The 13548-nt window shown below is 63.8% G+C and carries 13 protein-coding genes; 2 read left to right on the forward strand and 11 right to left on the reverse strand.

The window, feature by feature from the left end; translation table 11 throughout:
* Window positions 1-25: 25 nt before the first annotated feature.
* Complete coding sequence (locus tag JQ629_RS04515; protein ID WP_212411481.1) at window positions 26-1210, reverse strand: cytochrome P450; 1185 nt, start codon at window positions 1208-1210, stop codon at window positions 26-28.
* Between the two features lie 108 nt (window positions 1211-1318).
* Between JQ629_RS04515 and JQ629_RS04520 the strand changes: the two genes are divergently transcribed.
* Window positions 1319-2005 carry a GntR family transcriptional regulator gene (locus tag JQ629_RS04520; RefSeq protein ID WP_212411482.1) on the forward strand — a complete coding sequence of 229 codons (687 nt, stop codon included), beginning with the start codon at window positions 1319-1321 and terminating at the stop codon, window positions 2003-2005.
* A 202-nt stretch (window positions 2006-2207) separates the two neighbouring features.
* Entirely contained in the window at window positions 2208-4037 is a 1830-nt protein-coding gene (atzF, locus tag JQ629_RS04525) for an allophanate hydrolase (protein WP_212411483.1), read from the forward strand.
* Window positions 4038-4177: 140 nt separating this feature from the next.
* On the opposite strand, the gene JQ629_RS04530 is transcribed toward atzF, so the two are convergent.
* The 10 genes from JQ629_RS04530 to JQ629_RS04575 all read right to left on the reverse strand — a co-directional run bounded on the left by JQ629_RS04530 (window position 4178) and on the right by JQ629_RS04575 (window position 13538).
* A complete protein-coding gene (locus JQ629_RS04530) occupies window positions 4178-4915 on the reverse strand; it encodes a GntR family transcriptional regulator (protein ID WP_212267443.1) in 738 nt (245 codons plus the stop codon).
* A 35-nt stretch (window positions 4916-4950) separates the two neighbouring features.
* Window positions 4951-5343: an oxalurate catabolism protein HpxZ gene (gene hpxZ, locus JQ629_RS04535; RefSeq protein ID WP_212411485.1), complete on the reverse strand. Its 393-nt coding sequence runs from the start codon at window positions 5341-5343 to the stop codon at window positions 4951-4953.
* Between the two features lie 14 nt (window positions 5344-5357).
* Window positions 5358-6746, reverse strand: coding sequence for an AtzE family amidohydrolase (locus tag JQ629_RS04540; protein ID WP_249134820.1), 1389 nt, complete (start codon window positions 6744-6746; stop codon window positions 5358-5360).
* A gap of 7 nt (window positions 6747-6753) precedes the next feature.
* A complete protein-coding gene (locus JQ629_RS04545) occupies window positions 6754-6933 on the reverse strand; it encodes a DUF4089 domain-containing protein (RefSeq protein WP_192735513.1) in 180 nt (59 codons plus the stop codon).
* A gap of 17 nt (window positions 6934-6950) precedes the next feature.
* Window positions 6951-8666 (reverse strand): dipeptide ABC transporter ATP-binding protein, encoded by a 1716-nt coding sequence (locus tag JQ629_RS04550; protein WP_212411489.1) that lies wholly within the window; start codon window positions 8664-8666, stop codon window positions 6951-6953.
* On the reverse strand, window positions 8663-8806 hold the full coding sequence (locus JQ629_RS04555; protein WP_212411491.1) for a hypothetical protein: 144 nt from the start codon (window positions 8804-8806) through the stop codon (window positions 8663-8665). The genes JQ629_RS04550 and JQ629_RS04555 overlap by 4 nt, the downstream gene beginning before the upstream one ends.
* Window positions 8803-9702, reverse strand: coding sequence for an ABC transporter permease (locus JQ629_RS04560; protein WP_212411492.1), 900 nt, complete (start codon window positions 9700-9702; stop codon window positions 8803-8805). Before JQ629_RS04560 ends, JQ629_RS04555 begins: the two co-directional genes overlap by 4 nt.
* Before the next feature lie 5 nt (window positions 9703-9707).
* Window positions 9708-10721, reverse strand: coding sequence for an ABC transporter permease (locus JQ629_RS04565; RefSeq protein ID WP_212001749.1), 1014 nt, complete (start codon window positions 10719-10721; stop codon window positions 9708-9710).
* 6 nt (window positions 10722-10727) lie between these two features.
* Window positions 10728-12347, reverse strand: coding sequence for an ABC transporter substrate-binding protein (locus tag JQ629_RS04570; RefSeq protein WP_212411493.1), 1620 nt, complete (start codon window positions 12345-12347; stop codon window positions 10728-10730).
* 237 nt (window positions 12348-12584) lie between these two features.
* Entirely contained in the window at window positions 12585-13538 is a 954-nt protein-coding gene (locus tag JQ629_RS04575) for an aminoglycoside phosphotransferase family protein (RefSeq protein WP_212411494.1), read from the reverse strand.
* Window positions 13539-13548: the final 10 nt, after the last annotated feature.

Raw genomic sequence — 13548 nt, forward strand, 5'->3', positions numbered from 1 at the left:
TAGCTCCAGTTCCTTGGCGGATGATTCAGCCAAACACGATCGGCAGCAGGCGCGGCCCACGCACGGTACCCTGCGACCAGGTCATCGGCCGGGATGGGTCCAGCCGAAACTCCGGAATCCGCCGCAACCACTCTTCCACCGCCACCCGCATCTCCATGCGCGCAAGGTTGGAGCCGATGCAGCGGTGGATGCCAAGGCCGAACGCGACGTGCGGATTTTCCTTGCGGTCGATCACGACCTTGTCTGCGTCGGGAAACTTGCCGGGATCGCGATTGGCGGCCGGGAACGACAGCAGCACCATCTCACCCCGCTTCATCGGACAGCCGCCGACCGCGACGTCATCGACGATCTCGCGTGCCATGGTTACGGGTGCATACGCCCGCAGCAATTCTTCTATCGCCGTGGGGATCAGTTCCGGCTCCCTGACCAGCCGCTCGCGATCAGCCGGCACGGTCGCCAAATGCCAGATTGCCGAGCCGATCGCGCTCCATGTGGTATCGGTTCCGGCGACCAGAAGCAGGCGCAGCGCGCCGAGCACTTGATGGTCGGAGAAGGCTTCGCCGTTCGGCTGCCGAGCCTGGATCAGGAAGCTGACGAGGTCTTCGCCCACCTGCCCTCGGCGTTGCCTGATCTGTTCGACGAAATAGGCCGCGATTTCCTCTTCCGCCTGCTTCAGCGCAGCCTGGTTGGTGATGCCGTCCTGCAGCGCCATCGTGATCCAGCCGCGAAAGCGGTCGCCGTCCGACGCCGGGATTCCGAGCATGTGGGCGATGATCCGCACCGGAATATGCTGCGCATAATCGACCGCGCCGTCGCCGATACCGTTTTCAATGAATGCATCGATCAATTCGTTGCAGACAGCTCTGGTCCGGCCTTCCAGCGCGGCCACGGCCTGCGGCGTGAACGGTGGAATCAGCACCATCCGCAGTGGACGATGATCCGGCGGATCGGATGTGATCGGTGGCGAGTTGACGCGGTAATCGCCTTCGCGGACGACGACCCGGCGTGAGGAGAAATGCGCAGGATCGTAGGCGATCTCGCGGATATCGCTGTAGCGGGTCGGGAAATACACGCCGCGATAACGGCCGGTGTGAGCCACCGGGCAGGCTTCGCGCAATTCGCGCCAGATCGAATAGGGATCGGACAGCCACGACGGATCGAGATGATCCCAATCGCTGGTCCAATCGGTGACCGGAGGCCGAAGCGTCATGTTTCTTTCTCCCCGACCTGCGTTGCACCGTCGCGATGGGCTGTCGATATCTGATATATCAGTAGTATATCAATCGACGGCGGTCAACCGCCGTGCTAGGGAGGCAGCATGCGTCGCCCCAGGAAGCCCTCCCCCAAGCGAAACGACCTCGCGAACCTGACGGAGCGCGCCTATCGCGAGCTTGAGGAAATGATCGCGACGCTGGCGCTTGCGCCGGGTACCGTGGTTTCCGAAGCGGCGCTATCGAAGCAGCTTGGCATCGGCCGCACGCCGGTTCGCGAAGCCATGAAGCGGCTCGCCCGCGAACGGTTGCTGCAAATCCTGCCGCGGCGTGGCTGCATCGTCGCCGACAGCCGGCCCGACGAGGAACTGAACGTGATCGAGGCGCGCCGGCCGATCGAAATCCTGGTGGTCCGCACCGCTGCCATCCGCGCCAATGCCGAAGAACGGCAGGCGTTCGAGCGGATCGCGAACGCGATGGCATCTTCACTCGCGAGCGAGGACTTCAACGGCTTTGCCCGTCTGGACGCGGAGTTCAACGATCTCTGTCTCGCGGCGTGCCGCAATCCGATCGCGGCATCCATGATGCAGCTGATCACGACGCTGAATCGCCGATACTGGTTCATGCATCACGGGCGGACCCTGCCGGCCGAAGGCGTCGAGCATCACGTCGAGATCGCTCGCGCCATCGCCCGAGGTGATGCCGAGGCCGCCGCCGGCGCCGCCGGGCGTCTGCTGGACTACATTGAAAGCTGGCCGCGGAAGGTGCTCGCCCCGGTTCGCTTCAGCCAGTGATTTCGAGATCAACGACGCCGCCTATAAATTAGGCATCCGCAAAGCTTCGTGCCTCGAGAGCGAGTCCGCATCGGCTCCCGGCAATAAGATTAAACCACAGATACTACATGCCTATTTTAACTCCGCCGATTGCACTCCTAATTGTACACAATGGCACATCGCTTGCTTCAATCCGGATGGAACTCCTCGCTTTGGTAAGTCGATGGTGACTGACCTCAGCCAACCCAGGACGGGGCATCACGTGACTGAAACCGTTGCTGCGATCGTCGCCGCGCACCGCGCCGGCACCATGACGCCGGCCCAAACCGTCGCGCGCAGCTATCAGCGCATCCGCGACCACAACGATCCCGCGATTTTCATCTCCCTGCGCGACGAAAAGGACGCGCTGGCGGAAGCCGAAGCGCTGAGCGCAAACGATCCGGCGGCGCTTCCGCTGCTGGGCGTGCCGGTCGCGGTGAAGGACAATATCGACGCGCTGGGCCTGCCGACCACGGCCGCCTGCCCGGCGTTTTCCTATTTGCCGACGCGGGACTCGACCGCGGTTGCAAAGCTGCGCGCGGCAGGCGCCATCATCATCGGCAAGACCAATCTTGACCAGTTTGCGACCGGCCTGGTCGGCGTGCGCTCGCCCTATGGCATCCCGGTCAACCCGGTCCGCAACGATCTCATCCCAGGCGGATCGAGTTCGGGATCGGCGGTCGCGGTGTCAGCTGGGTTAGTGCCGCTCGCGCTCGGCACCGACACGGCAGGAAGTGGCCGTGTGCCGGCGATGCTCAACAACATCGTCGGGTTGAAGCCGAGCCTCGGGCTGATCTCCAATGCCGGAATGGTGCCGGCCTGCCGCACGCTGGATTGCGTTTCGGTGTTCGCGCTCACGGTGGACGACGCCGTGACGGCACTATCAGCGATGGCCGGCCCTGATGACGCCGATCCGTTTTCACGCGACCGGCCGCTCGGCGCGGTCACGGCATTTCCCGGACAACTCCGGCTCGGCGTTCCCCGCGACGGTCAATTGGTCTTCTTCGGCGACCGTGAGTCGGAGCAGGCCTATGGCGAGGCGCTGAAGCGCTGGACCTTGCTGGGCGCGACGCTGGTCGAATTCGATCTCGAGCCGTTTTATGAGACCGCGCGGCTGCTCTATGAGGGACCTTGGGTCGCCGAACGCTATCTGGTGATCCGCGACCTCCTGGCGTCGTCGCCGGATTCGATTCATCCCGTCACGCGCGAGATCACCATAGCCGGCGCGCGGCCGACCGCGGCCGATACGTTCGCCGCGCTCTATCGTTTGCAGGCGCTGCGGCGCGTCGCCGAGCGCACCTTTGGCAATATCGATGCGCTGGTGCTGCCGACCGCGCCGACCGCCTACTCGACCGCGCAGGTGCTGGCCAATCCGATCGAGCTCAACTCCAGGCTCGGCACCTACACCAATTTCGTCAACCTGCTCGATCTCTGCGGGCTGGCGCTGCCATCCGCGATGAGGTCCGACGGCATTCCGTTCGGCATCACGCTACTCGCGCCCGCCGGACATGACGCGCAGCTCGCCAGCATCGGCCGCGCCTTCCATGCCGATACCGGATTGAAGATGGGTGCCAAAGGCCTGACGCAGCCGCCGCTCGCAACGCCCTCATCGCAGCTGAGTGGCGACGAAATCGCGATCGCGGCGGTCGGCGCGCATCTCTCCGGCATGGCGCTGAACGGCGAACTGACCGATCTCGGCGGACGCCTGCTGGAAGAAGCCTCGACCGCACCGGACTACACGCTCTACGCGCTCGACACCACGCCGCCAAAACCCGGCATGCTGCGCGTCGAGGCTGGCGCGGGGTCGTCGATCAAGCTCGAACTCTGGGCACTGTCGGCGGCCGCATTTGGAAAATTCGTCGCCGCGATTCCGCCGCCGCTGTCGATCGGCACCATCCGTCTCGCGGATGGCCGCGGCGTGAAGGGATTTTTGGTCGAACCGGCGGCGGTGAGCGGCGCGCGGGATATTTCAGCGTTCGGCGGCTGGCGCGCGTTCATGGCGCAGAAGGCGTAGGCCGTCATTCCGGGGCGCGCGAAGCGCGAACCCGGAATCCATAGCGCCAACAAGTTGGTCCTGATTTCAAGCGAAGCACCGTCCCCGCAGAGAAATGGATTCCGGGTTCGCCGCGTTGCGGCGCCCCGGAATGACGGCGCTTACGGATGCGACACCGCGTAAATCTCATACTCCCCGCGCACCAGTTCGATATGCGCGCGCATCGCGCCCGCCGCGCCGGTTTTGTCGCCGCGCATGATCGCGACCACGACGCGGTCGTGCTCGGCGTGCGATTTGGCCAGCCGCCCGAGATTGCGAAATTGCGCGCGGCGGAACGGCTGCACCCGCACCCGCGTCGCCAGGGTCATCTCGGCGATATAGCCGTTCTGCGAGCCGGCATAGATCGCGTTGTGAAAGCGCTCGTTGACTTCGTGGAAGCGCTCGGGATTGCCGGCATAGCTCAGCACCCGCAGTTCCTCGTGGATCGCCTCCAGCTTCTGGCGCTCCGCGGCCGGCATCCGCTCCGCAGCGAGGCCTGCGCACAGCGCTTCCAGCTCCGCCATCGCCTCGAACATTTCAGTCAGACGCTCGATCGACGGCTGCGCCACCACGGCGCCGCGATGGGCGCGGGATTCGACCAGGCCGCTCGCCACCAGCTGCCGCAGCGCCTCGCGCACCGGCGTCCGCGACACGCTGAAGCGCCGCGCAATATCCGTCTCGTCCAGCCCCGATCCCGGCGCCAGCACGCCGCGCACGATCTCGTCGGCAAGCTGCAGCCGCAATTCCTCCGCGCGCGTGACCTTGTCCGCCTGCGGCGAGGCGCGGTCGACGCGCCGCACCACTGGCTCGGACTCCAGGCCGGCTTGCGGGATACGCGTTGGAAGATCGTCAAGGCTCATGTGATTTGATCCAAATCCTTTCGACTCATGTCCCTTTACGATGCAGGCTCGTCGATGATGCTGACATGGGCGGCGACGATTCTCCACCCCTCGGGAAACCGTATCCAGGTCTGCATCTGCCGCCCCACCTTCTTGCCGCTCCACATGTCGCGATAAAACAACGTCGAGGCGACTGCGGTATCGCGGCCATAGGTGGTGATCACGGTCTTGTCGGTCGTACGCATCAGCCCCACCGGCGAGCGGCCGGCTCGGAACGCCATGATCGCCTCATAGCCGTAGAGATTTTCGTTGATGCCGTAGCGCAGTGTGCGGGGATCGTTGCGGAACAATTCATCCAGCACCGTGACGTCGTTCGACACCAGCGCTTTCTCATAGCGCGCGAACTGCGCTGACACCTCAGCGAGCACGTCGGGAAGATCGATATCCATGGTCAAATTCCTCGCTAAATTCCTCTTGGCGCAGGCGCCGCAGCAACGCCGGATTGCTCCAGCGCGTGAGCGACGCGAAGCGCTATATCCTCGCGCCACGGCGCGGCGATGATCTGAACCCCGATCGGCATCGGCTCCAGCGGCACCGGCACCGCGACCACGGGCAGTCCGATGAACGAAATCGGCTGGGTATGGATGCCGATATTGGCGCGCACCGGCAGTTCGACGCCGTCGAGCTTGAAGGTCACCTGCCCGAGTTTGGGCGCGATGCAGGGCGTCGCCGGCGCGATGATCACGTCGACCGATTTGAACAGCTCCAGCACTTGCGTGCGATACCAGCGGCGGAATTTCTGCGCGCGATCGACCAGCGGCGCCGGCACCATCGCGCCCGCGATCAGCCGATCACGCACCGCCGGATCGAAATCGTTCGGGCGCTTGCGCAGGCGGTCAAGATGCAGCGACGCGCCTTCGGTGGTGGAGATGACGTAAGCCGCGGCCCGGGCGCGCGCGGCCTCGGGAATTTCAATCGTCTGGGTCGCACCGAGCGCCTTGGCAACGCGCGCCACGGCCTCGACCGCCTCCGGAAACACATTCTTCTGGAAATAACCGCCGGCTATTGCGACGCGCAACCCGCCGATGCCTTGCGCGAGCTGCGACGTCACAGGCTCGAGCGGCCGCGTGGTGCACGCGGCGTCATCCGCATCAGGCCCCTGCATCGCATCGTAGGCCAGCGCGAGATCGCCGACGCTGCGCGCAAAAGGCCCGAGATGATCGAAGCTCGCCACGAACGGAAACGAGCGCGCCCGCGACAGACGGCCGTAGGTCGGCTTCAAGCCAAAGATCCCGCAGAACGACGACGGCACCCGGATCGAACCGTTGGTATCCGAGCCCAGCGCGATCGGCACCAGGCCGCCACCGACCGAACTGCCGGAACCACCGGAGGAGCCGCCCGTCATGCGGGTCGGATCGTGCGGATTGCGCGACGGGCCGTCATGGACGTTCTCGCCGGTGAAGTCGTAGGCGTATTCGCCCATGTTGAGCGCGCCGACCAGCACCGCGCCCGCCGCCTCCATGCGCTCGACCAGCGTCGCATCGCGCGACGACGGCGCGAGGTCGCGGTTGATCTTCGAGCCCGCGCGCGTCGGCAGGCCCTTGACGTCGAACAGGTTTTTGACCGCGAACGGCACGCCCGCGAGCGGGCCCACCTTTTGTCCCGCCGCAATCGCCGCATCGACCGCGCGCGCCTTGGCCCGCGCGCGATCCGCGGTGACGTCAGTGAAGGAGTTCAGAACGGAATCATGTTTGGCGATCCGCGCCAGCGCGTCTTCGGTCGCCGCAAGCGCGGTCATCCTGCCACCGCTCACGGCCTGCGCGATCTCTTGAGCGGTCTGTTGGACGGTCATGGCGCGATCAGGCTGCGAAGACACTGGCGGGCTCGGTTTCGTCGGGCAATGCAAATTCATCGACCAGCCGCGCCAGCCTCAGCGAGACTTCGAGGTTCGCGCGCACCGCCGGCCGCCAGGAATCTTCCACCGGCAGCGCCAGCGCTTTGGCGACGGCGTCGATATAGTCGTCCAGGGGTTCGGCCATTTCGCTCCCATCCAGGTTTATGAGTGAACCGGCAACGGCGGATGCGGGATCGCCGTCAACAGCTCCTTTGTATAGGCGTCCTGCGGATTGCCCAAGACCTGTTCGGACGGGCCCTGCTCCACGATTCGTCCCGCGCGCATCACGATGACACGATCGCACAACAGGCGCACCACATTCAAATCATGGGAGACAAACAGATAACTCATACCCATTGACGACTTGAGGTCCTGCAGCAGATTGAGCACCACCGCCTGCACGGAAACGTCGAGCGCCGCGGTCGGCTCGTCGAGGATCACGAGTTTTGGGTGCAGCGCAATCGCGCGGGCGATGCCGACGCGGGCCTTCTGGCCGCCGGACAATTGGTGTGGAAAGCGATCCAGCAGGTTAATGGGGAGACCGACCAGCCCGGCGAGTTCCTCGCAACGGGCGCGCAGCGCGTCGCGTCCCCTGATGTCGCCGAGCTGCATGATCGGATCGACGATGGCGCGCGCCGCCGTGAAGCGCGGGTTGAGGCTGTCGGTCGGATCCTGGAACACCATCTGGATGCTTTTGCGCAGCGGCAGCCGCGCAAATGCGTTGGGCAGCATGGAGCCAATCTCGTCGCCGTCGAACACGATGCGGCCCGAGGTCTGGTCGAGAAGCCGCATCACCATCATCGACGTCGTGGATTTGCCGCAGCCGGATTCGCCGACCAGGCCGACGCTCTCGCCGTGACCGACCGCAAAGCTGATGCCGTCGACCGCGCGGAACAGTTCGGCCTCGACCGGCGGCTTGCGCGAGAACAGCTTGCCAAGCACGGCCGTGGCGCCCTGGCGCGGATATTCCTTGACGAGTTTTTCGACCAGCAGCAGCGGTTTGGTTTCACTGTCGGCCGGAGCCGCTGACGTCAGCACCGGCAGCGCCGCCGCGTCTTCCTCCGGCAACAGATCGCGCAAGGAGACACCGAGCCGCGGCGTCGCGCGCATCAGCTTCTTGGTGTAGGCATGTTCGGGGTTGGCGAAGATATCGGCGGATTTCGCGGTCTCGACCACGCGGCCCTTTTCCATCACAACCACGCGGTCGCAATAGGCGGCGGCGAGGCCGAGGTCATGCGTGATCAGGATGGTCGACATGCCGCGCCGTTTTGTGAGTTCCACGATCAAATCCATCACCGCTTTCTGCGTCGTGACGTCAAGGCCGGTGGTCGGCTCGTCTGCGATCAGAAGCTGCGGATTGCAGGCCAGCGCCAGCGCGATCACGACGCGCTGGCACATGCCGCCGGAAAGCTCGAACGGATAGGCGTGGTACCGCTCGCGCGGCCGCGCGATCTTGACCTGCTCCAGCACCTCGATCGCCTTCTCGCCGCGATCACTGGCTGCTGACTGCACATGCTGGCGCAGCACGTCCTCGATCTGGTCGCCGACCTTGCGAATCGGATTGAGCGCCGCGCGCGGGTTCTGGAAGATCATCGAGATTTCGCGGCCGCGCAAATCGCGCATCTGGTTCTCAGTCGCGGCCTTGACGTCGATGCCGGAAAACATCACCGAGCCCTCGGCGATCTTGCCGGCGCGGTCGAGGATCCGCATCACAGCGTAAGATGTCACCGACTTGCCGGAGCCGGACTCGCCGACGATGCCGAGCGTCTCGCCCTTGGCCACGGAGATGTTGACGTGCTGCACCGCCTTCACGATACCGCGCCGTGTGGCGAATTCCACCGTGAGGTTATTGACGTCGAGCAATGGCTGCGCGGTCATGATGTGCGTCCGATTTCCTGATTGTCATGCGCGGGCTTGACCCGCGCATCCATCAAAACTTCAAAGATGCGCTTCGCGCGATGGATCGCCGGGTCAAGCCCGGCAATGACAATGTTCTGAGTTGCGCCGTCCATGATCACGTCCGTCGCTGCGGATCGACGATATCGCGCAGACCATCGCCGAGCAGGTTGAAGCAGAACACCGCGATCATCAGTGCGAGGCCCGGGAACAGCGCGATCCACCATTCGCCCGACACCATGAAGCCGGCGCCCTCCGCGACCATGATGCCCCATTCGGCGGTCGGCGGCCGCACGCCAAGGCCGATGAACGACAGGCCTGCGGCGTTGAGGATCGCGTAACCCATGGTCAGCGACATCTGCACGATCATGATCGGCATGATGTTGGGCAGGATGTGCACCAGCAGAATCCGGAACTCGCCATTGCCGGACAATCGCGCCGCCTGCACGAAGCCGGCGTTGCGCCGGACATTGGCCTCGGCGCGGGCGACGCGGGCATAGAGCGGGAAATTAACGATCGCGGTCGCGATGATGATGTTCTGCACGGTATTGCCCAGCGCAGCGACGATGCCCATCGCCAGCACGAACAGCGGAAACGCCATGATGGTATCTGCGATGCGGCCGACGATGCGGTCGGTCCAGCCGCCGAAATAGCCGCCGGCGACGCCGGCAAGCCCGCCCATCAGGAACACCAGCGCCACGGAAGCCACCGCGATGAACACATCCAGCCGTGTGGCCACGATGACGCGGCTGAAAATATCGCGGCCCAATTGATCGGTGCCGAACCAGTGCGCCGCCGACGGCGCCTTCAGCGCGGCTGAAGTGTCGCTTGCCAGCGGATCATAGGGAACAACATAGGGGCCGAATATCGCCGCGAACAGGATCACGACCAGCAGCCCGAAGGCAAAGGCGGTGACGCGGTTCTCGCCGAGCACATAGCGGGTATGTTCGAAGATCGCCGATAGTCCCGAGGTTCGCGCGGGACCGACAGGTTCAACGGCAGGCGCAACGGTGCTCATGCTTATTACCCTTCCAATCTCACGCGCGGATCAATCACGCCATACAGAATGTCGATGATCAGATTGAGCAGCACGTACATGACCGCCATGGTCAGCACGAAGCCTTGCACCGGCGCGAAGTCCGACGAGATCAGCGCTTCCACGGCGTAGGAGCCGATGCCGGGCCAGGCGAAGACTTTCTCCACCAGCACGTTGGCCCCGAGCAGGAACGAGAACACCATGCTGAGCGTGGTGATCACGGGCAGCATCGCATTGCGGAAAGCATAGGTAACGATCACGGTGCCCGGCGACAGGCCGCTGGCGCGCGCGGTGCGGACGAAATCCGAGGCCAGCACCGCCAACATCGAGGCCCGCGTCATGCGCGCGATCGGCGCCAGCGAGAAGATAGCCAGCGTCGTTGCGGGGAGGATCAGCTGGCTCAGCGCGGAACGAAACGCCTCGAGATCGCGCGCGATCAGGGTGTCGATCAGATAGAAGCCGGTCACCGTCGGCGGCGCGCTGTAGAACACATCGAGCCGGCCGAGCGGCGCCGGCGACCAGCCGAGCCGGAAATAGAAGATGTAGACCAGCACCAGGCCGGTAAAGAACACCGGCAGCGACACGCCGGCCGTCGTCGTTATCCGGCAGAGGTGGTCGATCCACGAGCCAGGCCGGGTGGCGGCGAGCACGCCGAGCGGAATCGCAATCACGATGGAAACGAACAGGCCGAGCAGCGTCAGCTCGGCGGAAGCCGGCAGGCGATTGCGGATTTCGGCGGCGACGGGCTGGCCGGTGGTCAGCGAATTGCCGAAATCGCCATGGGCGAGATCGTTGGTGTAACGGAAGAACTGTTCGATCAACGGCTTGTCGAGGCCGAGTTTTTTCCGGATCTGCTCGACCGCCTCCTTGGTCGCGGCGGGCCCGGCAAAATACGCGGCGGGGTCGCCGGGCAGCGCCCGCGTCAGCAGGAACGTCACGATCACGACCCCGATCAGCGACGGGATCGCAAACATCAGCCGCTTGCCGATCATGGTCAGCATGGCGGATTACGCCTTCACCAGCGCGCGATAGTCGAGCCGTCGGTGGAACCAGTATTGATAGCCCGAGATGTTTTTCTGCATCGCAACATTGACGAAGGGCTGATACAGCGGAATCCGCGGGATGTCCTTGTAGGCGAGATCGACGAAACCCTTCACGTCGCTGTCGTAGGCCGCCTTGTCGCCGGTCGAGGCCGCATTGCGCGCGCCGTCGATCAGCTTGTCCATCTCCGGCGACTTGTAGCTCATGGTGTTGAAGACGGAATTGTTGCCGTGATAGCACCAGTAGAAGAAGTATTCGGGGTAATCGAGCCAGCCCGAGAACACGTTGGTGTAGAGCGGCATCTCCTTCTTGTTCAACTCGGTGCGCCAGTTGGCGCCAGGGATCTTGTTGATCGTGGCCTTGATGCCGATTTGGGCGAGGCTCTCCTGCACCAGCACGCAGAGCGGCTCGTTGACGCCGGCGAAATTGAGATCGAACGAGATCGTGGTCTCGAAACCGTTGGCATAGCCGGCTTCCGCGAGCAGCGCTTTCGCCTTGGCCATATCGGTGGAATATTTGGTCGGCTGCGGCCACGCCACTTCGGTGGCCTTGTCGGCGGACGCGCCGAACATCGGATTGGCGAGGCCGAACAGCACGACGTCCATGATTTTTTGATAGGGAAGCGCGTAGGCGATCGCCTGGCGCACCTTGGGATTGTCGAACGGCGGCTTGGTGACGTTCATGCCGATATACTGGATGCCGTTGGAGAACGGTAGCGACACCACGTTGAGCTTGCCGTTGGCCTTCATCTCCTGGAAATCCTTGAACGGCAATTCATAGGAGATGTCGGCGTCGCCGCGCTCCAGCAGCGCGCGGCGGTTGCCGGCCTGCGGCACCATGCGCCAGATCACGCGCTTGATCTTCGGCAGGGGGCCACCGACCCAGGCGTCGTTGCGCTCCATGATGACTTCGGTGCCGGCGGTCCACTTCGACAGCTTGTACGCGCCCGAGCCCGCGGTCTGCTGTTTTGTATACTCGAGGCCCCAGGGGTCCTTCTCGCTCGCGTTTTTCTTCACGAGCTCGGAATTCACGATGCAAGGCACGATGACGGCGAGGTCGGGGATCGTCAGGCGGTCCTTCTTGGCAAAGTCGACGCGCAGCGTGTTGTCGTCGACAACAACGAACTGCTCGGGCTTGGTCAGCGAGCCCGCGCTCATCTGGAAGGTCGGGAAGCCGCCGACCGAGACCGCGCGATCGAGCGACCATTTGACGTCCTTGGCCGCGACCGGCGTGCCGTCATGGAATTTCGCGTTCTTCTTCAGCTTGAAGGTCACCGACATGTCGTCGATCTTCATGTCGTCGGCGAGTTCGCCCTTGAACTTGTCGCGGTCGTAATACGGCACGCCGCCGGGACCGCTCTTCATCTCGTGGGTGATCAGGCGGTCGTAGCAATTCCACGACACTTCATAGCCGGGCACGTTGGTGCCGACGCCATGGATGTCGAGGTTGTTGGGACCGCCTTCCGAGACGATCAAAAGCGTCTCCGACCGCGCATCGGCCTTGGCGGGAGAGAAAATGGCCGGCGCCGGCACCAGGGCGCCGGCGGCGACCCCGGTGACGGATTTCAGGAAATCGCGACGCTTCATGTGATGCTCCAACGCCTGAGGGGAACGGCTTTGGAACTGGGAATCGCAAGGTTCGTGCCAAACCTTAATGAAGGGCTAACCTCTCCCTAGTCGATTGATATCACATAGTAATATCAATTATCTGACGAAATCGACTCGACGAGGCGAGTGTCAAATTGCATACAAAGATGCATAATTGCCCGCTCTTTAAGCAGAAAGTTTTGCACGCCTCTTTGATGTGCGATTTCGTCGCACCCGTCAAACCGGCCACACCAGGTCCTGCAATTCGGAAAGGTTGCCGGCCCTGCCCTGCCAGTCCTCGATGCAGATATGCCGGAGCGGATCGCTGGCCCGATGCAACAGCATCAGCGCCATCAGCCGCCGTTTCATGGCCGGATTGATATCGGCGGGCGCGTATCCGAACCCTTCGAACAGGCTGCGCATCCGCCGTGGGCTTCCCGCGGCCATGAACGCGCTCGGACCCAGCAGGTCATATTCGCCCCAACCGGTCATCACGTCGCCGAAATCAAACAGCCCCGACAGGCGCCAGCCGGTGCCTTGCTGGCTCAACAAGAAGTTCTCCGGAATGTATTCGCCGGTCAGGATGACCGGCGGCTTGTCCAGCGGAATAAGCGTCGCGGCATCGCGCAGGATGTCGTCGAAGCCCTCGAGAAACTTCTTTGACATCCCGAGGCGCTCGTGCCGCGCGCGGCAGCCCTCGATTTGCCTGGACACGAACCGGTCCCATTGCGGCTCGATGTTTGCGAGTTCTCCGAGCGGGGCGCGCTGCACTTCGGCGATAACAGCGCCGATCTGCGCAAGCACGCGTTCCTTCTGGTCTTCAGGCAGCGTCGGCCAGACCTCGGAGCCGACGACACCATGCAGCCGCGTGATGATGAGATAAGGCCACCCGTCGCACTCGCCTTCGAACAGGATTTCCGGAATCGGGATGCTCAATTGTCCGCGTAGCTGCCGCAGCGATGCGCGCTCGGAGACAAACTGGCCGCGAAGGATCGGCGGAAAGAGCTTCAGGATCAGGTCATCGCCGAGACCGATGACGAGGTTGGTACCGGTCGCGAAAACATGCGGCGCCGCCGCTTTCAAGCCGTGGCCATGGGCGATGTCTGATACCACCGGCAGCCAGCGCGAAGTGTCGGCGCGCCAGGCGTGGAAGGCTTCGTAGTTTGCGAGGACCGGCAGTGAAAGTGTCATTAACTCAGCC

The organism is Bradyrhizobium sp. AUGA SZCCT0222, from assembly GCF_018130205.1.
GTDB lineage: Bacteria > Pseudomonadota > Alphaproteobacteria > Rhizobiales > Xanthobacteraceae > Bradyrhizobium.

Excerpts from the sequence above, each read along its gene's own strand:
- JQ629_RS04565 (WP_212001749.1), bottom strand. The coding sequence starts at position 10,721 with ATGCTGACCATGATCGGCAAGCGGCTGATGTTTGCGATCCCGTCGCTG.
- JQ629_RS04515 (WP_212411481.1), bottom strand. The coding sequence starts at position 1,210 with ATGACGCTTCGGCCTCCGGTCACCGATTGGACCAGCGATTGGGATCAT.
- JQ629_RS04520 (WP_212411482.1), top strand. The coding sequence starts at position 1,319 with ATGCGTCGCCCCAGGAAGCCCTCCCCCAAGCGAAACGACCTCGCGAAC.
- JQ629_RS04540 (WP_249134820.1), bottom strand. The coding sequence starts at position 6,746 with ATGACCGTCCAACAGACCGCTCAAGAGATCGCGCAGGCCGTGAGCGGT.
- JQ629_RS04575 (WP_212411494.1), bottom strand. The coding sequence starts at position 13,538 with ATGACACTTTCACTGCCGGTCCTCGCAAACTACGAAGCCTTCCACGCC.
- hpxZ (WP_212411485.1), bottom strand. The coding sequence starts at position 5,343 with ATGGATATCGATCTTCCCGACGTGCTCGCTGAGGTGTCAGCGCAGTTC.
- JQ629_RS04545 (WP_192735513.1), bottom strand. The coding sequence starts at position 6,933 with ATGGCCGAACCCCTGGACGACTATATCGACGCCGTCGCCAAAGCGCTG.
- JQ629_RS04530 (WP_212267443.1), bottom strand. The coding sequence starts at position 4,915 with ATGAGCCTTGACGATCTTCCAACGCGTATCCCGCAAGCCGGCCTGGAG.
- JQ629_RS04560 (WP_212411492.1), bottom strand. The coding sequence starts at position 9,702 with ATGAGCACCGTTGCGCCTGCCGTTGAACCTGTCGGTCCCGCGCGAACC.
- JQ629_RS04550 (WP_212411489.1), bottom strand. The coding sequence starts at position 8,666 with ATGACCGCGCAGCCATTGCTCGACGTCAATAACCTCACGGTGGAATTC.
- atzF (WP_212411483.1), top strand. The coding sequence starts at position 2,208 with ATGGTGACTGACCTCAGCCAACCCAGGACGGGGCATCACGTGACTGAA.
- JQ629_RS04570 (WP_212411493.1), bottom strand. The coding sequence starts at position 12,347 with ATGAAGCGTCGCGATTTCCTGAAATCCGTCACCGGGGTCGCCGCCGGC.